Here is a 22,153-nt window from a genome sequence, read left to right on the forward strand (position 1 = left end):
TGAGAGTAATCGCCAAAAATTTGACTTTTCCAACTTTAAGGGTGTCACGAAAATAGTTATCCACAGAAATTATCCACAGGGTTGTTAACAGCTTCAAAAGCGCAGCAAAAGCTGTGGATGAAAGCTGTTAATAATTTACAAGCTATTCGTTTAGAGTGCGGCCGGTGAGGGTTTCATAAATTTCCTTATAGCGATCGGATGTTTGCTTCACCACATCTACGGGAATCTCCGGTGGATCTTCTAATTTGTAGGGTCGCCAATGGCATGCATCAGAGTCCACCCAGTCCCGCAAAATTTGGGTATCTAGCTGCGGGTTTCGCTTACCCGGTTCATAGCTATCTGCATTCCAGAAACGTGAAGAATCCGGGGTCAGTACCTCGTCACCCAAGACTATGGCCTCACCCCCATAGGGAAGAGCTGATCCGAATTCGAATTTGGTGGATCCTAAAATAACCCCACGTTCTAGAGCGATCTTGGCGGCTCGCGCATACAAATCCAGCGAATATTCGATAATCTGATCCACTCGACCGCTGCCAACTAGCGACCGTAAGGCCTCCCAGGAAACATTGCTATCGTGGCGACCCATCTGAGTATTGGCTATTGGATTGAAAACTGGCTTCTCTAGCTTTTGATCCTGCTGCAGACCCTCGGGCATCCGTGCTCCACCAATAGTGCCTTTGGCCTGATATTCTCGCCAGGCCGCCCCAGCTAGGTACCCGGAAACATGGCACTCCAGAGGGTACATATCAAGGCGACGGCAAATCATGGCTCGTCCAGCTACCATCTCGGGCACCGAGGAGGTAGATAGGAAATGGTTGGGAACCGATTCCCCCAATTGTTCCAACCACCAGGTAGTCAATTGAGTGAGGGCGATACCCTTACCGGGAATTTCTGTGGGAAAAACTTGACCGTAGGCGCTGAAACGATCAGTAGCTACAATCAGAACCGTATCTGAGTCATGCGCTGACTGCCCCGCAGGATAGTAAATCTCTCGTTCTTTACCCGAAAATAAATGGCGCCATCCACGCAACGCCGGAGTATCACTTGACGACATGTTTATCATTCTTACATTTTTTATTTAGATATGTGACAGCTGCGTATAAATATATATAACTTCCTATGGTTAAAATAGGAAACACCATAGAAATTTAGGTATAGCTAAGTTGGAGGTGTCCAGGCCTTGCATCAGCATGCTCCCGCTGCCGACTCTACCCGCAATCGGCTACTGATTGCTGCCGGGATAACATTGGCGATTCTGGTTGCTCAGCTCACCGGATCCATCTTGTCCGGTTCTCTTGCTTTAGCTGCCGACACCGGTCATGTTGCCATTGATTCTATCGGGTTATTCTTAGCAGCGTTCACTGCCACATTATTAACCCGTCCCGCGACTGGTGCCATGACCTATGGTTACGCGCGCCTAGAGGCTATCGCTGGCGGTCTACAAGCGGGGATGATCATTATAATCTGCGCGGTTATTGGCTATCACGGGATTATTCGCCTTATCACCCCGGTTCCGGTTGACGGTACCCAAATGGCCATCTGGGCGTTAGCCGGCCTAATCGGTAATTTAGTTTCTATGGTAGTGATGCTAGGGCGTCACCACGATAACCTGAACATTCGTGCTGCATTCTTAGAGGTAGCAGTCGATGCGATTTCTTCAGTTGGGGTAATAGTGGGGGGACTAATTACTCGTATAACCGGTATTACCCGTGTTGATGCAATAATTTCTCTGCTGATTGCAGCGGCAATGTTACCACGGGGCTACAAGTTATTAAAAGAGGCAGGGGCAATTCTACTTGACCGTGCTCCCAGTGAACTGAATGTAGAGCATATCCGGGAACACATCTTAGAGGTAGAACATGTGACCGGTATCCATGATCTGCACGTATGGCCGTTAAATTCTCAAACTGTGCTGCTATCGGCACATATTATTATCGCCGAGGAGTGCTACCGTGATGGGCACGCCCTAGAAGTATTACACCAGGTAGAAGAGTGCATGAAAGCCCATTTCCCCCGCAGAATCGAACACTGCACCCTGCAGATTGAGCCCGAAGGCCACGCCGCCCACGAGACCCTGGAACACTAGCTGATAGCTATTACTATTATTTTCCATTACTTGTTGCGATTACCCCAGTAACAGTATGAGTAAAAAATTCCGGGAACGATCAATATAAATGATCGTTCCCGGAATTTGCGAAAGCTCGTATTACCTCGGATCTTGAACCAAGCGTTTTAACAAGTTGGAATGCACATGCGGACAATAAGTAAGCGGCCGGAAACTTTCGCTTCCGGCCGCCCCTCTTATATCTCACAAAGAAAAGAGGTAACTCCTACAAGGAGGTTACTTCAGCGCCTGCAAACGCTCACGCAGTTTTGTGAGCTCATCAGCAATCGCCTTAGGTAGTTTGTCACCGAACTGCGAGAAGTACTTCTCGGTGTCTTCGGTTTCAGCCAACCAGGCATCGGGATCGATGGCGAACATCTTGTCCCATTCTGCCCGACCCAAACCGGTGCCTTCCAGGTTGAAGTCCTCGAACTTGGGGTAGTAGCCAGTCGGGCCTTCGATGGCGTCAACTTTGCCAGAAGCGCGGCGCACAATCCAGTCTAGAACGCGAGCGTTGTCACCATAGCCCGGCCACAAGAAGCTGCCGTCCTCGTTCTTACGGAACCAGTTAACCTGGTAAATACGCGGGAACTTCTCGCCCAATTTCTCTTGCATTTCCAGCCAGTGACCCCAGTAGTCAGCCATGTTGTAACCACAGAAGGGCAACATCGCGAAGGGATCGTGGCGCAGAGAACCAACCGCGCCCTCTGCGGCAGCGGTCTGCTCGGAGGCAACGGAAGCACCAATGAACACGCCGTGTGCCGGGGAGTACTGCTCAGCCACCAACGGAACGTTAGTAGCGCGACGTCCACCGAACAGGATGGCAGTAACCGGAACGCCCTCGGGAGCTTCCCAGTCGGGGCAAACAATCGGGCACTGCGCAGCCGGAGTGGTGAAACGGGAGTTCGGGTGAGCGGCCTTTTCGCCAGATTCCGGAGTCCAGTCTTTACCATGCCAATCGATCAGGTGATCGGGGGTTTCTCCGTCGATGCCTTCCCACCAGACATCGCCATCATCAGTCAAGGCTACGTTAGTGAAGATGGAGTTTTCCTTCATGGTCTCCATAGCCATCGGGTTGGTCTTGTAAGAGGTGCCCGGGGCAACTCCGAAGAAACCGGCCTCGGGGTTAATGGCGCGCAAGGTGCCGTCTTCGCCCGGACGCATCCAGGCAATGTCGTCACCAACGGTTTCAACTTTGTATCCGGGGATGGTGGGCTGCAGCATCGCCAAGTTGGTCTTGCCACATGCAGACGGGAAAGCCGCAGTTACATGGAACTGTTCACCGGTCTTCTCGTCGGTCAGACGCAGAATCAGCATGTGCTCTGCCATCCAGCCATCACGGCGAGCCATGGTAGAAGCAATACGCAGGGCGTAGCACTTCTTGCCCAGTAGGGCGTTCCCGCCGTAACCGGAACCGAAGGACCAAATCTCATTGGTTTCCGGGAAGTGAGTGATGTATTTTTCGTCATTGCAGGGCCAGGCTTCGTCAGTCTCGCCCTCTGCGAGAGGCTTACCTACGGAGTGAACCGCCGGAACCCAGGGACGTCCCTCGTTGATGAGATCCATAGCCTTGGCACCCATGCGGGTCATGATCCGCATATTGCAAACCACGTAGGGAGAGTCGCTCAGTTCAATACCCAGCTGGGAAATCGGGCCACCCAGCGGCCCCATGGAGAAGGGGATCACGTACATGGTGCGGCCAGCCATCGCGCCGTCAAACTTTCCATGCAGGGTCTCACGCATCTGCTTGGGATCTGCCCAGTTGTTGGTGGGGCCAGCATCCTCTTCCTTCTCGCAGCAAATGAAGGTACGGGACTCCACCCGCGCCACATCGGAGGGCAACGAGCGTGCCAAGAAGGAGTTAGGACGTTTTTCCGGATTTAAACGGGTGAACATCCCGGTCTCAACCATGAGATCGGTTAGACGAGTCCATTCCTCTTCGGAACCATCGCAAAACTCAATCGCTTTCGGTTTCGCCAGTTCTGCAACTTTGATTACCCAATCAACGACCTCTTTGGGCGCGTTCTTCGGGGCGGCAGCTAGCACATCTTTCTCAGTCACTGTCATTTATCTCTTGCCTCCTGCGGCACTCGACACGGCAACACATGGTTGCTCTTACCCCTCTATTGTCCTTCATCGCCGTCACATTCTCTACTGCGGAAGTCTAAAACTTACCCAAACATCTATGACCTGGCTCATATTAGACAGAACTTTAGGCCATAGGACACCTTCTAAGACAGTTTTCATAGGGAGCTAAAACTATATCTCCGGTATCAGCAGTTCCTTACAGTATGATGGCTATTAAGTGAAAGAGAGGCAGCGGGTGTTTATACCGGCACTCAAGGAGGCAGCGAAGTGAAACGCAAACGACTTTTAGCGTTGGCACTACTGCCCTTGGCGTTGCTGCTATCAGGCTGCGAAGCTAGTACTCAGATGCAGATTTACGAGAACGACACCTACTCGTTTAGCACTCATTTAACTCAGCCACGTACCGCACAAAACATCAAATGCAAAGACCAAATCCCAGGAATTGAGAACTACCTTAAAACTGCGCAAGTTGCGATAAAGGATAAATCTACCGAGAAGGTTTCTGACTGCACCATTACGGTAAAAGCACAGCATATTTCCCAGGCTAAGAAACCCTTCGTGACCATTAAACATATCGGTGATAGTTACCTGGTGAAACTGGAACCAGTACAGAGCCTAGATTTCTTGGATGCCCAAACCGATCAGTTCCGTTTGACGATTACTTTCCCCGGCCCCGTATTAAGAACTGACGCCATTTCAGGAGCACAAGTAAAGGACAATACCGTCACCTGGACTACCCCGCAAGCCCTGGTAAAAGGGTTTGAAGTGCGCGGACAAGATCACCCAGGGATAACTATGAACCAAAAGTGGGGAATCGCATTCCTGGTGATTCTGGTAGTCGCAATAACCACCCTGGTAGCCCTCCGTAAGCATCCGCGCATTGTCCCCATCTGGAACCAGATAATGCAAGCTCTGGGGATTTTCACTGCTTCCTGTCGCAAGCTGTTCTTGCGAGCTTTAAGCTACCTGGATTTAGGCGGCTCTTCGAGCGGGCGACGGACAAAGCATTCCCGGCGTCGAGGACGCAAATAGGTTATTCCTGCGCACCATCTCTACCCTAAAGCCGTAATAAATGGGGGTTCTGATGTACGTCCCCTAATATTTTTAATGCTTCCGGGTTAGCTTGCTCCCTCATCGCCTTTTCTGGTGTTTTTCTCCGAAAATATCCTGTCCCCAGGGGGTAGTAAGCTTGTATTTTCCTGCGAGCGTCCCAGCAGGTTTGCTCTTGACATCACCCTGGTTCCAGCCTGAGGTTACTCGCATAGCCTCATCCGAAAGGAGCCAGTGGTGTCAAAAGTTTCACCTACATGTCGCGGGAGTATCTCCAGCGCCATCCGCTACGACCCTACCTGTCTAATCTGGGGTTTTAATCGCGCGGAAATATATTTTCTATCCCAGACGTTCACTCTCGCCGGTTTTCATTTCACTACTTCACTTTCTCCCACTACCCCCGCCTTGCGAGTGGTTGTCACCGCCCAAAACATTTTCCCAAAGGGTTTCCCGCATGATCTGGCAATAATTAAAGCCAGCTTTTCCGGGGAAACCCCGCCACTAAAAGACAATCCTCCACCCTCTGATCTGCCGCAAAGATACGCGGCAGTCCACGGAATCAACGTACCGAAGAAAACCTGGAATCAAACTGGTATTTTCCAGCTACCTCGTCAGATATCTCCTTTATTAACGAAGTTAGATCAGTACTGCTATCCCCCACGGGCACGGGTGATTAACATTTTTGGAATAAAGCCAGGAATTGGCACCTCGACGACCGCTTTTGGCTTAGCAAACAGTGCCAAAGATTCGGTCTATGTGGATGCCACCAAGCAGTCCACTTCCGCTCAGTCTCCCAAATATGCGAAGGGGCCAGGTAAGTTGGGTTTTCCATCTGTTCCCCACTTTTCTTCTCTAAATATTGCCGATGATCTGTTAGCTTCGCGTTTACGGATGGTTTTACCTCGTTTAGATAAAACTCATTTCCTACAGCTCGACAGCTTCCATCTTCCCCATATTTCTCATGTATTTTCATTACTTGTCCGCTCATTTTCCCTGATAGTCGTGGATTGGGGTCATATGTACTCTTCCGGAATTCCGCTTGAGTTACCGGGACAAACCTTAGTAGTTAGCGATTATCAAACTTCAGCACAAAACCCACAGATCTTACTCCAGCTTCACCGCCGCGGAATACGGCTGGTGAACAATCGCGCTCCCAACACGCTTTCTACAAGCGGGCAAAAAACCTTATCTTTACCTCATTGCCGCGAATTAAAGCGTCTCCAAGTCCAAAGTCTAGGTTCTCTCTGGCCACCTAGTTTCAAAACGCACCTAGCCCGGCTTTTGCAAGAAATTTTAGAGGACAGACAATGAATCGCTTTCAAGCAAGACTGCATCACGTAATAAACACCCTGACTGCGCGACCAGAATACGCTGCTTCCATCGCGGATCCACGTTTGCAAGTCGCAGCCGGTAATAGCCCTGCCGAGGTGGTACGAAAAGAAAGCCCCGCCGGTGCGGGAACAGGGCAACTCCTAGCGGATCTAGCAAAGATAAATTCTGAGCTTACAGGATTTGGCCCGCAACTTGCGCCCCTATTGCAAGATCCCTTGGTGACCGATGTGTTGATTAATGGCCCCCAGCAAGTTTGGGTGGATAACGGTCGCGGCCTCTGCAAAGTTGAAATTAATTTCGGTTCCGAAGCAGATTTACGGGCTTTAGCCGTGAGGTTAGCCGGAGTAGCCGGGAAACGCCTGGACGATGCGTCACCGATTGCTGACGGTACTCTCCCTGGTGGGATTCGCCTGCACGCAGTACTACCTCCCCTGGCAGTTCCCTCTCCCGTTATCTCCCTGCGCTGCCCCCGTGCCCGCGGGCTAAACTTCGCTGAGCTGATTAAATCTGGAACGGTAGCCCCGGCGTTAGCACCCGTACTTGCTGCTTTAGTCCACCAGCGCGCCTCCTGCTTCATAGCGGGAGCCACCGGCAGCGGAAAAACAACTTTGCTGTCTGCCCTCCTTGAAATGGTTCCCCCTAATCAACGGATTGTGTGTATCGAGGAAGTTTCCGAACTTTTTCCCGTTCACCCTCACCTGGTTCACCTGCAAGAACGTTCCGCCAATGTGCAAGGTGCGGGGGCAGTTCCCATGTCAGATTTGGTACGTGCGGCAATGCGCATGCGCCCAGATCGCCTCGTACTGGGAGAATGCCGGGGCGCAGAAGTGCGCGAAGTACTCTCTGCTATGAACACCGGTCACGAAGGTACTTGGGCAACCGTTCACGCTAACGCAGTCACTGATATTCCTGCTCGCCTGGTAGCACTGGGATCCCTAGCGCTCATGCCGGAAGCTACTATCGGAGCGCAAGTAGTTGCCGGCGTTGATGCCTTCGTTCAGATTTGCCGAGTAACTGAGCGCGGGCGAACTCTCCGCTATATTTCTGAGGTGGGGATTCCAGTTTGGACTGATTCTCGTTTGTCAGCGCAGTTAGCTCTAAGAGTTACCCCTACGGGTCAGCTGCTGCGCGCGCCGGGGTGGCGTGCATTATCGAAGCTGCTCAATATAGATTTAACTCAATTTGCGGAGGCAGTATGAACTGGGGATCCACCATTTTACTAGCGCTTTTACTGCTGGCCGCGGGGCTCCCTTGGCATTTACCGGATGCGTTAGTCTCAAAGAAGAAGAATCTGCCTCTGCCAGGACTTTCCGCATTTTACGGGCGTGCCACCACTTTCTTTCGACGCCACTTGGAGGCAAAACCGCACCTGGCATCGGCAGTAATCGAAGTTGCTAGCCGCTTAAACGCGGGAGCTGACCCCACCTCTGCCTGGATCAAGACCTTGCCCCGACACGGATTTGCTCGCCCCAAAACTGCCAGTACGACAGATCTGCAGATTGCTATCGAACCCTATTTAACCACTTGGGAACAGGCGGCACTTACCGGTTTACTCGCTGCTCTGCGCTTTTCTGAGGCAGTAGGCGCTCCTTTGTCCGAGGTATTAAGTGGTTGCGCCGACTCTCTTACCGAGGCTTCACGGGCAGCTCAGGCTCGCAAACTAGCCCTGACCGCCCCGAAAGCCTCCGCAACCATCTTGGGTTTTTTGCCCGTGGGAGGAATCGCCTTGGGAACACTTCTCGGAGCTAATCCTTTGAGGAGTATCTTTGCTGGGGGACTGGCTAGTATCAGCGCGCTTGCCGGTCTGATTTGTCTTTGCGCCGGGATGTTATGGATGTTTCGCCTTGTTGCCCAAGCCGAAAAAGCGTAACCATGTTTTACCTAGCTATCTGGATTTTCCTGGGCGCCCTACCCTGGTTCCTACCTCAGCGTTCCTGCTCCGAATCTACTATCAATTCTAAGCGCGAGCCCCCAATTGATCCGGCAATAATCCTCGACTTAGCAAATGCCGGGCTAGCTGCCGGGTCTTCGATTCCGCGGGTACTTTCCGCCCTGGCTACTGCCTGTCGGGAACCCCGTTTATCCCAGGTTTCTAGCGCCCTGATTTTCGGGGTTAACTGGAAAGCGGCGTGGAGCTTGTTAACGCAAAGCAACCAGAGTCCCGAATGGGCAAGATACCTATCTCAGGCACTAGAGCCAGCCTGGAAAGATGGGGTAGCACCAGAAGCGTTGTTAAAGGGAGCCGGAATCAGGGTACGCGCCAGTAAAGACCAACGTGCCCGCCAGGCTGCCCAAAAACTAGCGGTACGCCTGGTGGTTCCCTTAGGAATATGCCAGCTACCGGCATTTATATTCTTGGGAATAGTACCGATAATTTTGGCGGGACTAGAAGAACTCTAGCTGTCCGAATCAGACTTTTCTTCCCTACTCCCCTTGGGATTATCGGATCCGTCGAGCTCATCCTCGTTAAGAGCCAATCCGGCGCTCACCAGAGCCTGGTTACGTTCACGAGCCACCGCGTCATAATCGTAATTCTGTTTCATTCGACCTTGCGCAATATCGATAACCAGCCCCAGAGCCAGCATTATGAAGGAGGGGATTAGCCACCCCAACCCTAGCGAAGCCAGCGGAATCGTACCGTCAATCCACTTCTCCAACACTCCGGCTGCTTTCAAACCATCGAAAAGACCGAAAATGCCCGCTACCCACACTGATAAGCGGTAAGCCCAGAACATATGGCCAGGGATAAAGATGTCCAGGATGCAGGTGACAGTAAGCATGATGGTGATGGGGTAACAGAACATCATTACTGGAACAATCACGTTTACCAGTAACTCTAGCCCGAGGTTGGCGATCGCCAAGGAAATCACCACGTGCAAAATTACCCATACGGGACGGGAAACCTGGGGGAACAATCCTCTAAAGAACTGAGTCGAAGCCTCAACTAGCCCGATGGCGGTAGTTAAACAAGCCAAAACGGCAATGGCCCCCAAAATTACGCTACCAGTGGAGCCAAATAGGTGTTTAGCTGCAAAAGCCAGTCCTTCTCCACCGTCTTTAACGTTGGGGTTTAACCTACCCACACGCGATCCCACCATCGATAATCCAAAATAGACCAGACCGAGGAAGAAGGCTGCGATTACCCCCGCAAGTGCAGTAACCCCAAAAAGCTGCCGACCCGGTTTGAAGCCTTTTTGCCGCAAAGCTCGAATAATTACCACCCCGAACACGAAGGAAGCGATAGCGTCCAAAGTGTTGTAGCCGTCAAAGATCCCTTTCAAAGTGGGGGTGGCAGCATACTTTTCAATCGGGGCCGCCTCCGAAGGGGACATGGTGAACACCGCAGCAATAATCGTTACTGCCAGCAGAATCAACAATGCCGGGGTTAGCAGACCTCCGATGCGATCCAAAACATTTCGAGGATTCAGGCATAGGTACCCAGCAATTCCGAAATAGATAAGAGTGTATACAAATAACCACAGATGAGAGTCACCTGCAGTAGCCTGGAATGACATCGAATAGGAGGCGGCGGCAGTACGTGGAATCGCATACAGCATCCCGGTAGACAGGAAGATTAACCAGCAAAAAACCAGGCCGGGATAGTGAGCAATCCGTTCAATAATCCCCAACACCCCGGAGGAGGAAGTAGCGGCGGCAATCATACCGGCCATGGGTAGCAGCACTCCCGTAAGCATAAAACCGATGGTGGCAGGCACCTGTTCTACACCTGACTGTACCCCAATCATTACCGGGAAAATCAGGTTACCGGCACCGAAGAACATGGCGAACAACGCCAACCCGGTAACTACCACATTGCGCATACTTGGCTTACTATTCATGCTGTAAAATCTCCACTCTCATCTTTTCAACCGTTCTAGTGTTGCAAACACCAGCTTTGATTCAAAATAATCTTCCATACTGGAATACTGGGTTACCATAATTTTGAAAAGTTGTTTACAATTGCGCCGACTTAGCGCATTTTTTAACGGGTGAGGTGAGATGTTTGCAGACAGAGGCACAGCTTTCCCCCCTTGATGAGTATTTCCAGCAGTTGTCGGCTCTGCTGTCACTTGCCCCGATTCTGCGTCGTAATCAGATAATCCGAGCCGTCCGTCTTGCAACCCGACAGATGGAGGAAACTGCTGCCTTACCCACGCCCTATACCAGGGAGCAACTCCATGCTTATTTAGGTACTCCCGAACAGGTTGTAGCCATAGCGGATGCAGATTTAACCGTGATTAAAGCCGGTAACGGCGAGCAGGTTATCCAAGCGGCAGAAGCTGCCAAAGACGCGGGAGCCCCTTGGGGTAAGGCTGCGGCTTTGGTTCGCTCAGAGGATGCGCGGCGGTTGAGAAAGTATGGTCAACTCGTCGGTTGGGGAGAAACCGTACCAGCCGTGCCCGTGCAATCGGACTTGCTAGACAGCAAAATTGAGTCGCTGGTTAATTCGGAACGTGCACGGCATAACTTCTTCGCTTATTTTTTACCCCTTGCTTTCGGTGTTGCCTGCACCGCCACAGCTCTTTTGATACCGCTAGGGTTCTTCCTGGGAATCTTCGCCCTGGTGTTACTGTTTTACCTATGGCGTAAGCGGATTACTCCCATGTGGCCGCGTATCTTCTGTGCCCTAGCCACCCTGTTCGCGATTGTCTGCACCGTGGTCGCTACCATGCGTCTACTCGGATATAATCCTTAAATTTCTGCCGCCTTTTCTCGGCGTACCTCTGCCACTTCGAATAAGGCAATCCCCGTGGCTACCGCGGCATTTAGGGATTCCACATTGGAGGAAATCTCAATCCGGGTGAGTACATCACAGTTTTCTTTTACTAAGCGAGAGATGCCATCTCCCTCAGCTCCGGTTACTAGTGCCAGAGGACGATCTGCCAGCCCTGACTCTCGCACCGAGGCGGTGCCGCCGCCATCTAGCCCCAACACGAAACAGCCTTGTTCCTTACACTGCTTGATCGCATTTACTAGGTTGGACACTCGAGCAATTGGCAAGCGCGCGGCGGCTCCCGCAGATGCTTTCCAGGCAGTCACGTTCATCGAGGCACTGCGCCTGCCGGGAATCACTACCCCGCTGGCACCAAACGCGGCCGCGCTGCGCACGATCGCCCCCAGGTTATGCGGATCAGTAACCCCATCTAGCAGTACAATCAACGGATTAGAATGATTTTTTTCGGCATTTTGAAATAGCTCACCTAAATCGGTGTACTCAAATTCCGGAACCTCGAGGGCAACTCCCTGGTGGACTGCGCCCTCAGTGGCTAAATCCAGATCCGAGCGCGGAACTTCCACAATGGGAGCTCCTTGCGCGCTAGCTTCACTAAGCAGCAGGGATAGTTTCTTGTTAGCTGCCAGATTACCGGCTACAAACACGCGGGTCACGGGAATATCAGATTGCAAAGCCTCCAACACCGGGTTGCGTCCCGCAACCAGTTGATGTCCGCGTCGCACCTGAATCAGGGACCGTTTTGCGCGTGCCTTGCGTTGAGCTGCTTGCGTTTCTTCGCGCCGTTCTTTTTGGATACGGGCGCGATAGGCCGCGTGGTAAGGGCGGTTTTCCGCTTTCGGCGTGGGGCCTTTTGCCCGCAAGCCGCGTTTATTTCCGCCGCTGCCTTTAGGTGCACCCTTTTTATCTGTACGTTTCAACCTGCCGTGGTGATCTCCGCGAACTGCCATGTCAACCTCTAACCTAAATGCCAAGTGGAGCCATTGGCTCCATCCTCAATAATTATCCCGGCCGCGCTTAAACGATCGCGAATCCCATCCGCACGTGCCCAATCCTTTTCTTTACGCGCCTGAATACGCTGCTCCAGCTGTTCATTTACCAGCTTTTCTAAGGCAGCAGTGGCGGTAGAATCGTTACCACTGTCGCGTTCGCGCCATTGGGGGGAAAGTGGATCGAGCCCCAAGACTTCTAGCATGGCGCGAATCTGGATGGCGATCTTTGCGCCCTCGTCAGTTTTCCCACCTTCAAAAGCCGTATTAGCCTGCTTGATTTTCTCGTGTATTACCGCTTGAGCGGCCGCGATATTTAGGTCATCGTCCATAGCTTCACCAAAAGCCTCCGGGAGGGAAATAATAGCCAAATCTTTAGCAGTTACTTTAGCGACCTCGGGAGCAGCCTGCGCAAAACGCGCTAGGGACGAGGCAAACTTATTCCAAGTTTCGCCGGCCTGTTCCAAGGTTTCCGGGGAATATTCCACGGTCGAACGGTAATGGGTAGTCCCCAAAGCGAGCCGGAGCACGGCCGCGGGAGTGGTCTTTAAAATCTCTGAAACCACCAGGGAGTTCCCCAGAGATTTCGACATTTTTTCTCCCTTAATAGTTACCCAGGCGTTATGCATCCAATATTTAGCGAAAGGCCAGCCGGCACCATGCGATTGCGCTTGCTCATTTTCATGATGCGGGAAACGCAGGTCAATCCCGCCACCGTGAATATCGAAAGCTTCACCCAGATAGCGCCGCGACATAGCCGAACACTCCAAATGCCAGCCGGGACGTCCTTTGCCCCAGGGCGAATCCCACTTGGCGGTTTCCGGTTCGGTGGGTTTAGCGGCTTTCCAGAGGGCGAAGTCGCGCGGATCGCGTTTACCCGCCTCGGTTTGAGTGTCGATTTGGTTCTCGTCCTCGGTAGTGCGCATATCCGAAAGCTTTTGCCGGGTCAGCGAGCCATAATCCTTGAGAGATTTAACATCGAAATAGACATTTCCATTCCCATCACTATAGGCGTGACCCGCATCAATAAGACGCTGGGTGAGGGCGATTTGTTCAGGAATCTGCCCGGTGGCGCGGGGTTCGTAGGTCGGGGGCAGCACCCCCAGGGCACGATAGGCGGCCGCGAACTCTTGCTCGAAGCGATAAGCCCACGCCCACCAATCCCAGCCGGCCTCCGCGGATTTATTCAAGATCTTGTCGTCAATATCGGTCACGTTACGCACATAAGTAACTTGATATCCGCTGCGACGTAACCACCGAATCAGCACATCAAAGGCAATCGCCGAACGCACATGGCCAATATGGGGCGACCCCTGGACAGTAGCCCCACACAGGTATATCCCTACGTGTCCGGCTTTCACCGGCTCAAAGTCCACGATGCGGTGACGGGCAGAATCATAAATACGAAGGCTCATGCCCCCATGGTATCGGCAAGCACCCCCTTGCCCGAATATTTCCTTGGTTTTCAGCCAATGCGTCCTCCTTTTGGGTGCGTCCAAATAGTTCCGGAAAACTGCACAGCTACCAACTAGAGCGCAAGACGGATAAACTCAGATGGTAAGAGTGCATACGCTGAACGGAAAATCACCGACAGCCTTGCCAAAATCCTTATTCGAGAGGAATATTCATGCCCGCACTGATTGTTGTCGGAGCCCAATGGGGAGACGAAGGAAAGGGTAAGGTCACCGACCTGGTTGGTCAGAACGTTGACTGGGTGGTGAAGTTTAATGGTGGAAATAACGCTGGTCACACCATTGTAGTCGGGGATCAAAAGTTTGGTTTACACCTGATTCCCGCTGGCATCCTCTCGTCCACGGTTACCCCGGTAATAGGTAACGGGGTGGTAGTTGATCTGGAAGTATTGTTTGCTGAAATCAAGATGCTGGAAGAGGCCGGGGTTGACTGTTCACGACTAAAAGTCTCCCTCAATGCCCATATTATTCCGCCCTATAACAAGGTAATGGATGGACTGGCTGAGCGGTCTTTGGGTGAACGCAAAATTGGAACTACCGGACGTGGGATTGGCCCAACTTATGCGGATAAGATGAACCGAATTGGGCTGCGCATCCAGGATTTATTTGATGAATCAATCTTGCGACAGAAAGTTCGCTCAGCCCTCAGCGGAAAGAACTTCGTTATTGAAAAACAGTTCGCGGAAGCACCTATTGACCCTGAAACTATTTCGGAACAGCTTCTTTCCTATGCAGAAAAAGTACGACCCATGGTTTTTGACTGCACTAAAGAACTCAACCTGGCTCTAGACCGCGGGGAAACCATCCTCTTAGAGGGCGGTCAGGCCACTATGCTGGACATTGATCACGGCACCTACCCCTTCGTAACCTCCTCATCTTGTACCGCAGGCGGTGCCTGCTCCGGATCGGGAATCGGGCCAACTCGTATCAATCGGGTTATCGGGATTGCCAAGGCCTACACCACTCGCGTGGGAGAAGGACCATTCCCCACGGAACTATTTGGTAAAGAAGGCGAGGAACTGCGGCAATCCGGGGGAGAATTTGGGGTAACTACCGGACGTCCTCGCCGTACCGGCTGGTTCGATTCCGTAGTTGCTCGCTACGCCGCTCGAGTCAACGGCCTTACCGACTTGGTGATCACCAAGCTAGACGTGCTCTCTAGATATGACGAAATCCCAGTTTGCGTAGCTTATGACGTTGATGGCCAGCGTTTTGACGATTTACCTGCTGACCAGACTGCTTTCCATCACGCCCAGCCTATTTACGAAATGCTGCCGGGTTGGCACGAAGACATCAGCACCTGTAAAACCTTCGCAGATTTGCCGGTTAAGGCTCAGGAATACATTCAACGCTTAGAGGAACTTTCAGGATGTCGCATTAGCGTAGTCGGAGTTGGACCCGACCGCGAAGAAACTATCGTGCGTCATCAATTGCTGGATTAATTTTCCACCGGCACTAAGTTACTCATCTGACACGGCTATTTCTAGGTAGCGCGGCGCGGTTTGCACCGAAAGCCACGCCTATAATCTATCGTGGCTTTTGTATAGACTACGCGATTTCGTTGGAGGTCAGATGAGTAAGAATGAGCCGGATAACGACTTCACAACCCGCACCTGGTTCGTGGGGGAAGAAGGCGATGAGGAGCAGGCTCCCGAAGATACTTTGATCCCCGGCACACATCCCGGCACTACTACCTCCGGGAACGACTCTTTAATCGCTGGCGATGGGCTGAGCGCAGCTCCCCCTTCCTTAAGCGAAGATGAGCTACCGGCTGACCAGCTAGATCATACCGATAGCGTAATTGCTGGTGTCAATGAAGAGCCCGAAGAATCAACTCCCGAGCTATCCGAAAAGCTAATCCCTCAGGACCTCGATGCTGCTGGGGATAGCGCAGACAAGAATCCCTCTCCTCAGCCGCTAGAACGTAAGTCGCTTAGCGAACGTGCTGTTGAGCTCGAGGAGGATTCCTCCGATAATCTCCGACCGGTATCGGAAGCCACGAATGAGGTCGAAAGTACTGCCGACCGGCGCTATTCCTTGCTAAACAGCTCAGAAAATATTCCAGATTCAGGTGAAGAACCTCCTCACTGGGATTCAGTTGAGGAGACTGAACCGGAGGAAGTGCTGACCACTGCAGAGCGGGAAAAGAGCTATGAGGATACGATTTTTGAGGGCGCAACAGTTAAGCCCACGGTGCCTTCCCGGGCAGCAGCCCACATCTGGTCGCTTCTAATCTTCTTAGTGCTAGTGCCGCTTAGTTGGTATCTAATATTTGATGTTGCTACCCGTTTGAGTAACCGCAGTGAAGATACGTTGCCGGCATCAGCATTGAATGCTGGCCAATGGGTAGAGTTGGTTTCCGCAGTAATAGTGGTGTTCTTACTGATTGTGGTGGCCAGATTCTCGTCCCTGGGTGCTTTCATTACTGGTCTGGCGCTTACTGTGGGTGGCTGCTTCTTCCTGGCAAATCCAGCAGGCACTGCTCATTCCCTAAAACCACTGCTCACAGCCTTAGATAATGCGGGACAGCAAGGACATTTCTACCAGGCACTACCTTCCAATATCGCCCACCATTTGGCTTGGTCAGGTGGATCTGGAATGCTGCTGTTTACAGGACTTGCCCTGCTGGGGATAGCTTTGCTTTCTCATAGCGCACGCCGTGCCGGTCGTAAAGACTACTTGGTTGAACGAAAGGTAAAAACCGCAGAAAAAAGCGATACCTCTAAGGAAAACTAACAGGTAACCAGCATTTTTGAACGCGTTCCGTCTGGCAGGTAACACCTGGTTCTAAGTGCGGGTGCAGTTAGTTATCCCGAAAGCGATTAAAGCAGCATTCACGAAAATGTTCTAGTAAATTTTTTTTTGGGGGGCGGCAACCATACTGGTTGCCGCCCCCCAAAAACATTATTTAGCGTCAGGTTCTTAGTATCTTTCCCAAATTTTAACGGGCACGCCGCGCCAAGCGGTCAACGTCCATCAAAGTGACTGCCCGCCCCTCGAGCCGAATCCATCCGCGGGACACAAACTCGGCCAAGGACTTGTTTACGGTTTCACGCGATGCCCCCACCAGCTGAGCTAGTTCTTCCTGAGTGAGATCGTGCGGTACATGAATTCCGTCCTCGGTGCGAATCCCGAAACGATCAGCCAAATCCAGTAAGGCTTTAGCTACCCTGCCTGGCACATCCGAGAAAACCAAATCTGCGAGAGTACCATTTGTGCGCCGCAAGCGTTTAGCCAGGGCTTTCAACATGTGCTTTGCCAAAGAAGGGTTATCTTCCAGGAATGCCATTAGATCTGAGTGGTTCAAGAAAACCAAGCGAGCCGGTGAAACCGCAGTGGCGGTAGTAGAACGCTGTCCAGGATCAAACAGAGTAAGCTCTCCTAGAATTTCTCCAGGTCCTAACACTGCCAGTAGGTTTTCGCGACCATCTGCGGACTGATGGGAAAGCTTTATTTTCCCCTCGGCCACGATATACAAGCGGTCTCCATCATCGCCCTCTTCAAATAGGTTTTCCCCACGTCGTAACGTGGTTTGCCCCATCATGGTGAACAGACGCATCTGCGCTTCCTGGTCAAGCCCCTCAAACAGGGGAATTCTAGCTATAAAGGACGAATCCAAGCCAATCACTCCTTAGACAAAACTTTTGATACCGATAAAACAGTACATACCGTCTTAACACTACCCGCTTGCTGTGACATGTGCCACCCAAGAAATGGTGTACCGAGAAAAAAATCTTTTTTTCCCAAAGATACTTGCCACGCCTGGGACTTCAATCCTTAAAGCCAGACCGAATAGGCGGGAAAACCAATTTCTAACTTGATCCAAAAACCAGTTTACTTGGCGGTAGTCTGCCGCTGCACCCACTCCACTAATTCCATACGTTTTCCGGTATAGAAGGGAGTGTCCTGGCGTACATGCAAACGAGCCTCACAATCACGCTGTTGCCGTAGCACGCCCATAACTCGGGTAATATCGTCTGACTCCAAGGTCACTGACCATTCATAGTCATTAAGCGCGAAAGTTGCCAAAGTGGAAACCGCAACATCCAGGTAGCCGGCACCATTGCGACCATGCTCGGCCAGCATGGCACTACGTTTGGCCTTAGGCAGGTAATACCATTCGAGGGAACGCACAAAGGGGTAAACCGCGGCATAGGCACGCGGTGCCCAACCGCCGAAACAGGCCGGCAAATGCGGTTTATTGAACTCTGCAGTCATATGCGCGCTCATAATCGACCAAACCGGAACCAAGTGGGCTCCTAGCCGGGAATTCAATACCGCATGATAGGCAGCCTGCAGCTTGTCATTAGACTCATCCAGGAACCAGAACATCAGGTCAGCGTCGGCACGGTATCCGGCAACGTCATACCAGCCTCGCACAGTTACCCCCAACTTAGCGATTGTTTCCTCGAGTTCGCGCACCATTGCTGTCCGCTCTTCCTCCTGGGCGGGCAAGGGCAAAGCCAGCTCGAAAACCGCGTGCATGGAAAAATTGTTGCGCGCATTCACTTCGTCAGGATCCACTTTATGATCGCGAGGATCGGGGGACACGTCATTGGGCATCGGATGAGCCATATTTTTCTCCTTTGGATTTCTACTTTTGCTTAATTTCAAACTCTACGGGCAGGTCAGCTCCATACTCGCTGACTCGGGAATCCCCTGGCGGAGCCCAAGCCGGCCACCGGGGCTCCAGGGCATCCGGAGCGTAAACAACTTCTCCACCTGCTTTCTCCTGGGCGCGCTCGCTCACTAAGTCCGCGAGCGCCCCTATAAAGTTGGGATCTGTACCCACCGTGGGTACCCGATAATAGTTAAGTCCTAGCCGCTTCGCAGTTGCTTGCGCTTCTGTGTCCAGGTCATACACCACTTCCATATGGTCACAGATAAACCCAATAGGCACGCAAACCACATCGGTGATTCCATCTGCTTTAAGCTGCGACAGCCGGTCATTAATATCAGGCTCTAACCAGGGCATTTGGGGCGGACCTGAACGAGAGCAGAAGGACAAATCCCACGGTAATTCTTGTCCCAGTTCTTTACTGGCTCGTGCCGCTACCTCGGCACAAACCTGTTGATGCTGCCTTTGATAGTCAGGACGAGAATGATCGACAGGTCCAGAGCACTCCTGCATGGCACGAGGAATCGAGTGCGTAACGAATGCCACATATGGGACAGATCCGCTAGTTTTCTCCCGCGCCCTTACCGCCTCTACCAGCAGTTTCGTATACGCTTCCACGAATCCTTCCGTAGTGTAGTAGGGGCGAACTTTATCCAGTTCCAGAGATACTCCCTGTGCTTGCAGCTGAGCACGTGCTGCCGCTAAGTCTTCCCGGTACTGCCGACATCCTGAGTAACAAACATAGGCGGAAGTGAAAATACACAATACCCGCTTAAGACCACGCATCCCCAAGTCACACAAGGTGTCGTGAATAAAGGGATGCCAGTTGCGGTTACCAATTACGACTTCAATTTCATTCCCGCGCCTACTGAGCTCTAACTCTAGGGCGCGCCGAATTTCTAGGTTACGGGCATTGATGGGACTGATTCCATGGAAACGTCCATAGTGGGTGGAAACCTGTTTTAACCGTTCATCGGGAACTCCCCGCCCAGAAGTAGCGTTACGCATAAACGGCAACACGTCCTCCATTTGTCGCGGACCGCCATAACTGACCAGCATCACCGCATCGTATTGGGAAAGAACCTGACTCACTGCCCCTCCTCGCTGGAGATTTCCTGTTTCAAATCATCAACTTTCAATCCGGTCATCGGACAAACCTGCGTTTCCTCTTGCTGCCCTAGCGGCATATCTAGATCTAATCCCCACACCTGCTGAAGAGCGTTTACATATTCACTGCCCGTCCCCTCACGTCCAGCTCTATGAGCGTTGATAGTAGGAATATGGGCAAGACGGGCAGCTAGATGTCGCAGCGCATACTCAACTTCTTCGCGGGGAATAACATCCCCTTTCGGCAGGCGGGCGACTTCATCGGCCAATACCTCACGGAAAGTATCGCGTAGCGCCACCACTACCGAATCCATCTTCCTATCCGCAAGTAGAGCTTCGGCTTCATCTACCCCCTCGGCCACGATTTCTTCCGCCCTCTTTACCTGAACCTTTCCTGCTTCAGGTACATGGGCGCTGATTTCTTCTAGGTCGATTACCTGCACCCGCTCTAAATCAGCGACCCCGTCCTCAATATCGGTTTGCAAGGCCAAATCGAGAATGGTTTTTTCGCCACTAGAGAGCGCTAAAGCCCGTTGAACTTCCTCTTTAGTGAGAACCGGCGATCCTAAACCGCGGCAGGTAACAATCAAAGTAGCTGCTTCTAAAGCGGAAACTAACTGGTCTTTAGCTACCGGTTGTAGGTCATGGCCATAAGCGAAGCGTTCGGCACGGCCAGAAGTAGAATACACCGAGATATCTTGCACCCCGCGGGCACGCAATGCCGCCACTGCCGCTCCCGCATAGGAGCCGGTTCCAATCAATAGCGTAGGAGTGCCCGCTATCGGGTCAATGCGCCTAGCGGCCATATCCAGGGCGCAGGCTACTACTGAGCGTCCCTGGGAAGCGATTCCGGTCAACTGGGCAACCCGACGGGAAGTACTGAGTGCTCCTTGACAGGCACGGGTAATAGTTGCCGAGGATACGCGTTGCTGAGTTGCTACCTTGAGAGCACGACGCAACTGTCCGGAGATTTCACGTTCCCCTACCACCATGGAGTCCAGCCCACAGGCCACCCGAAAGAGATGTTCCAGCACTTGACGGTCACGGCGGATTTCACAGACAGTGCCGAGCCGAGATTGGATATACCGATCTACGCCCGCCCGTTGTTCACCAGAGAGCACCGGAGCGGTTTCGATGATGACTTCCACACGGTTACAGGTCGAAAGGGACAGCACTCCCAGTACCTCGGGAAGGCGCTGGAGCAAATCTTGCGCAAGCCCCTCGGTGGTACTAGAAGCTGCCGCCACGGCGTTAAGCCCGTGCCGGAGATGATGTACCGAATAGGATGAAAGACCCACCGCCTCATTAGACCATTTTTTTATTTTTTGAAAAGGGGGCGAAGACATTCAAGGATTCGTGTCTATTATTTTTTATATATTTGCAGGTCTATTCGTTATCTCAGAAAAATAATCTGCCAGCATGTCACTAAGAATCCAGGTATTAGACAACAGACAGATGCGGAAAATATGTCAGAAAAATATTTTCTATAGTGGTTTCCCTGGCTATGAGACGCCCTTCCGCTAATAGGTAGATTTGCTTGCGCCAGCCGAAAATGCCGGCGATGATGGAAATATGTCTGAGCAAAATTCTTTCCTAAAAGCAGTCCGCGGTCTGCGCCCCGATAAAACTCCGGTTTGGTTTATGCGCCAAGCGGGACGTTCCCTCCCGGAGTATCGCCGTCTACGTACTGATAACGATATGCTCACCGCCTGCACTACCCCCGATTTGGCTGCCGAAATCACCTTACAACCGGTGCGTCGCTACGGGGTGGACGCCGCGATTTTCTTTTCCGACATTGTCACCCCCCTTTACCTGGCGGGCTTAGAGGTGGAGATCGTTCCCGGTAAAGGCCCAGTTTTCTCGGACCCCGTCCTCGATCCAAAGGACGTTGATCGTCTTACCAGCCATAAGGGTTTTGACCCGGATTGCATTACCCAAGCTGCCCAGATCGCCTGCGCCGAGCTGGACGAAACTCCCCTGATAGCTTTTGCAGCTGCGCCTTTCACCTTGGCGTCCTATCTGATTGGGAAAACTCGCTCCAAGAATCACCTGGAGGCACGAGCTTTCATGCACTCCTATCCGGATGCTTGGAACCGGCTTGCCCGCTGGTGCGCGGATATGTCGGCAGCTTTCCTGGCTGCTCAGATTGCGGGTGGGGCGCGCACTGCTCAAGTTTTTGATTCTTGGGTAGGAGATCTATCTCGCGCCGACTATCAAAAGTACTGTTCTGAGCATTCGCGAGTGGTGATTGACTCCGCTCATGCCCACGGAGTACCGGTAATTCATTTCGGGGTGGGCGCCGCCTCCCTACTGGATTTAATGCGCGACGTGGGCGCGGAATGTATTGGGGTTGATTGGCGCATCCCTCTAGGTGAGGCCGTAAAATTAATCGAACACGGCCCGGGAGACCGCTTTGCGGTGCAAGGAAATATTGATCCCGCAATTTTGTTCGCTTCCCAACAAGTGCGCCATGAGCACATAGTCCAGGTTTTAGCCGAGGGGGAAAAGGCTGCAGCCCATATCGTCAACTTGGGGCACGGGATACCACCAAACGCCGACCCGGCGATTTTACAAGAAATCGTCGACCAGGTACATGAATCGCGTTAAGCGCTAGCAACTATGCTGAAGGATCACTCAGGCATTATGCCTCGAACACCACTT

19 protein-coding genes are annotated in these 22,153 nt (G+C 52.2%); 10 read left to right on the top strand and 9 right to left on the bottom strand.

The window, feature by feature from the left end; genetic code table 11:
• Positions 1–142: 142 nt before the first annotated feature.
• Entirely contained in the window at positions 143–1,054 is a 912-nt protein-coding gene (locus EFB02_RS00885) for a phosphoribosylaminoimidazolesuccinocarboxamide synthase (protein WP_122819524.1), read from the bottom strand.
• A gap of 126 nt (positions 1,055–1,180) precedes the next feature.
• On the opposite strand from EFB02_RS00885, the gene EFB02_RS00890 reads away from it, so the two are divergent.
• A complete protein-coding gene (locus EFB02_RS00890) occupies positions 1,181–2,086 on the top strand; it encodes a cation diffusion facilitator family transporter (RefSeq protein ID WP_122819526.1) in 906 nt (301 codons plus the stop codon).
• Between the two features lie 255 nt (positions 2,087–2,341).
• On the opposite strand, the gene EFB02_RS00895 is transcribed toward EFB02_RS00890, so the two are convergent.
• Positions 2,342–4,171, bottom strand: a complete 1,830-nt coding sequence (locus EFB02_RS00895; protein ID WP_122819528.1) for a phosphoenolpyruvate carboxykinase (GTP) — start codon at positions 4,169–4,171, stop codon at positions 2,342–2,344.
• A 288-nt stretch (positions 4,172–4,459) separates the two neighbouring features.
• On the opposite strand from EFB02_RS00895, the gene EFB02_RS00900 reads away from it, so the two are divergent.
• The 5 genes from EFB02_RS00900 (at position 4,460) to EFB02_RS00920 (ending at position 8,974) form a co-directional block, all read left to right on the top strand.
• Complete coding sequence (locus tag EFB02_RS00900; protein WP_122819530.1) at positions 4,460–5,224, top strand: LppM family (lipo)protein; 765 nt, start codon at positions 4,460–4,462, stop codon at positions 5,222–5,224.
• A gap of 255 nt (positions 5,225–5,479) precedes the next feature.
• Positions 5,480–6,553 carry a CpaE/TadZ family protein gene (locus EFB02_RS00905; RefSeq protein ID WP_122819532.1) on the top strand — a complete coding sequence of 358 codons (1,074 nt, stop codon included), beginning with the start codon at positions 5,480–5,482 and terminating at the stop codon, positions 6,551–6,553.
• Complete coding sequence (locus tag EFB02_RS00910) at positions 6,550–7,773, top strand: TadA family conjugal transfer-associated ATPase (protein WP_122819533.1); 1,224 nt, start codon at positions 6,550–6,552, stop codon at positions 7,771–7,773. The genes EFB02_RS00905 and EFB02_RS00910 overlap by 4 nt, the downstream gene beginning before the upstream one ends.
• Positions 7,770–8,444 carry a type II secretion system F family protein gene (locus tag EFB02_RS00915; protein WP_122819534.1) on the top strand — a complete coding sequence of 225 codons (675 nt, stop codon included), beginning with the start codon at positions 7,770–7,772 and terminating at the stop codon, positions 8,442–8,444. Before EFB02_RS00910 ends, EFB02_RS00915 begins: the two co-directional genes overlap by 4 nt.
• Positions 8,445–8,446: 2 nt before the next feature.
• Positions 8,447–8,974 (top strand): PDDEXK family nuclease, encoded by a 528-nt coding sequence (locus tag EFB02_RS00920; protein WP_122819536.1) that lies wholly within the window; start codon positions 8,447–8,449, stop codon positions 8,972–8,974.
• On the opposite strand, the gene brnQ is transcribed toward EFB02_RS00920, so the two are convergent.
• Positions 8,971–10,413, bottom strand: a complete 1,443-nt coding sequence (brnQ, locus tag EFB02_RS00925; protein WP_122819538.1) for a branched-chain amino acid transport system II carrier protein — start codon at positions 10,411–10,413, stop codon at positions 8,971–8,973. The two genes, EFB02_RS00920 and brnQ, sit on opposite strands and share 4 nt — an antisense overlap.
• Before the next feature lie 164 nt (positions 10,414–10,577).
• Between brnQ and EFB02_RS00930 the strand changes: the two genes are divergently transcribed.
• On the top strand, positions 10,578–11,270 hold the full coding sequence (locus EFB02_RS00930; protein ID WP_122819540.1) for a hypothetical protein: 693 nt from the start codon (positions 10,578–10,580) through the stop codon (positions 11,268–11,270).
• Here the strand turns inward: EFB02_RS00930 and rlmB are convergent.
• Positions 11,267–12,256 (bottom strand): 23S rRNA (guanosine(2251)-2'-O)-methyltransferase RlmB, encoded by a 990-nt coding sequence (rlmB, locus tag EFB02_RS00935; RefSeq protein ID WP_122819542.1) that lies wholly within the window; start codon positions 12,254–12,256, stop codon positions 11,267–11,269. The genes EFB02_RS00930 and rlmB overlap by 4 nt on opposite strands.
• A gap of 8 nt (positions 12,257–12,264) precedes the next feature.
• Positions 12,265–13,710 carry a cysteine--tRNA ligase gene (cysS, locus tag EFB02_RS00940; protein WP_122819544.1) on the bottom strand — a complete coding sequence of 482 codons (1,446 nt, stop codon included), beginning with the start codon at positions 13,708–13,710 and terminating at the stop codon, positions 12,265–12,267.
• A 212-nt stretch (positions 13,711–13,922) separates the two neighbouring features.
• Here cysS and EFB02_RS00945 point away from each other — a divergent pair, with 212 nt between their 5' ends.
• Together EFB02_RS00945 and EFB02_RS00950 are read left to right on the top strand one after the other, a co-directional pair.
• Positions 13,923–15,209: an adenylosuccinate synthase gene (locus EFB02_RS00945; RefSeq protein ID WP_122819545.1), complete on the top strand. Its 1,287-nt coding sequence runs from the start codon at positions 13,923–13,925 to the stop codon at positions 15,207–15,209.
• Between the two features lie 130 nt (positions 15,210–15,339).
• Positions 15,340–16,503 carry an ICP22 family protein gene (locus tag EFB02_RS00950; RefSeq protein WP_122819547.1) on the top strand — a complete coding sequence of 388 codons (1,164 nt, stop codon included), beginning with the start codon at positions 15,340–15,342 and terminating at the stop codon, positions 16,501–16,503.
• Positions 16,504–16,708: 205 nt separating this feature from the next.
• On the opposite strand, the gene EFB02_RS00955 is transcribed toward EFB02_RS00950, so the two are convergent.
• From EFB02_RS00955 to EFB02_RS00970, 4 genes are all read right to left on the bottom strand, one after another.
• Positions 16,709–17,395 carry a Crp/Fnr family transcriptional regulator gene (locus EFB02_RS00955; RefSeq protein WP_122819549.1) on the bottom strand — a complete coding sequence of 229 codons (687 nt, stop codon included), beginning with the start codon at positions 17,393–17,395 and terminating at the stop codon, positions 16,709–16,711.
• 206 nt (positions 17,396–17,601) lie between these two features.
• Entirely contained in the window at positions 17,602–18,342 is a 741-nt protein-coding gene (gene hemQ, locus EFB02_RS00960) for a hydrogen peroxide-dependent heme synthase (protein ID WP_122819551.1), read from the bottom strand.
• Positions 18,343–18,361: 19 nt separating this feature from the next.
• A complete protein-coding gene (locus EFB02_RS00965; RefSeq protein ID WP_234992679.1) occupies positions 18,362–19,477 on the bottom strand; it encodes a ferrochelatase in 1,116 nt (371 codons plus the stop codon).
• Complete coding sequence (locus EFB02_RS00970) at positions 19,474–20,838, bottom strand: glutamyl-tRNA reductase (protein ID WP_122819552.1); 1,365 nt, start codon at positions 20,836–20,838, stop codon at positions 19,474–19,476. The genes EFB02_RS00965 and EFB02_RS00970 overlap by 4 nt, the downstream gene beginning before the upstream one ends.
• 226 nt (positions 20,839–21,064) lie before the next feature.
• Here EFB02_RS00970 and hemE point away from each other — a divergent pair, with 226 nt between their 5' ends.
• Positions 21,065–22,099 (top strand): uroporphyrinogen decarboxylase, encoded by a 1,035-nt coding sequence (gene hemE, locus EFB02_RS00975; protein ID WP_122820599.1) that lies wholly within the window; start codon positions 21,065–21,067, stop codon positions 22,097–22,099.
• Positions 22,100–22,153 lie beyond the last annotated feature (54 nt).

The organism is Varibaculum vaginae, assembly GCF_900604285.1.
Classification (GTDB): domain Bacteria; phylum Actinomycetota; class Actinomycetes; order Actinomycetales; family Actinomycetaceae; genus Varibaculum; species Varibaculum vaginae.

What these genes read in the sequence shown, in the direction of transcription:
- hemQ (WP_122819551.1), bottom strand. Translation starts at nt 18,342, where the DNA reads ATGGCTCATCCGATGCCCAATGACGTGTCCCCCGATCCTCGCGATCAT.
- brnQ (WP_122819538.1), bottom strand. Translation starts at nt 10,413, where the DNA reads ATGAATAGTAAGCCAAGTATGCGCAATGTGGTAGTTACCGGGTTGGCG.
- EFB02_RS00945 (WP_122819545.1), top strand. Translation starts at nt 13,923, where the DNA reads ATGCCCGCACTGATTGTTGTCGGAGCCCAATGGGGAGACGAAGGAAAG.
- EFB02_RS00920 (WP_122819536.1), top strand. Translation starts at nt 8,447, where the DNA reads ATGTTTTACCTAGCTATCTGGATTTTCCTGGGCGCCCTACCCTGGTTC.
- EFB02_RS00885 (WP_122819524.1), bottom strand. Translation starts at nt 1,054, where the DNA reads ATGTCGTCAAGTGATACTCCGGCGTTGCGTGGATGGCGCCATTTATTT.
- EFB02_RS00970 (WP_122819552.1), bottom strand. Translation starts at nt 20,838, where the DNA reads ATGTCTTCGCCCCCTTTTCAAAAAATAAAAAAATGGTCTAATGAGGCG.
- EFB02_RS00910 (WP_122819533.1), top strand. Translation starts at nt 6,550, where the DNA reads ATGAATCGCTTTCAAGCAAGACTGCATCACGTAATAAACACCCTGACT.
- cysS (WP_122819544.1), bottom strand. Translation starts at nt 13,710, where the DNA reads ATGAGCCTTCGTATTTATGATTCTGCCCGTCACCGCATCGTGGACTTT.
- EFB02_RS00950 (WP_122819547.1), top strand. Translation starts at nt 15,340, where the DNA reads ATGAGTAAGAATGAGCCGGATAACGACTTCACAACCCGCACCTGGTTC.
- hemE (WP_122820599.1), top strand. Translation starts at nt 21,065, where the DNA reads ATGTCTGAGCAAAATTCTTTCCTAAAAGCAGTCCGCGGTCTGCGCCCC.
- rlmB (WP_122819542.1), bottom strand. Translation starts at nt 12,256, where the DNA reads ATGGCAGTTCGCGGAGATCACCACGGCAGGTTGAAACGTACAGATAAA.
- EFB02_RS00895 (WP_122819528.1), bottom strand. Translation starts at nt 4,171, where the DNA reads ATGACAGTGACTGAGAAAGATGTGCTAGCTGCCGCCCCGAAGAACGCG.
- EFB02_RS00915 (WP_122819534.1), top strand. Translation starts at nt 7,770, where the DNA reads ATGAACTGGGGATCCACCATTTTACTAGCGCTTTTACTGCTGGCCGCG.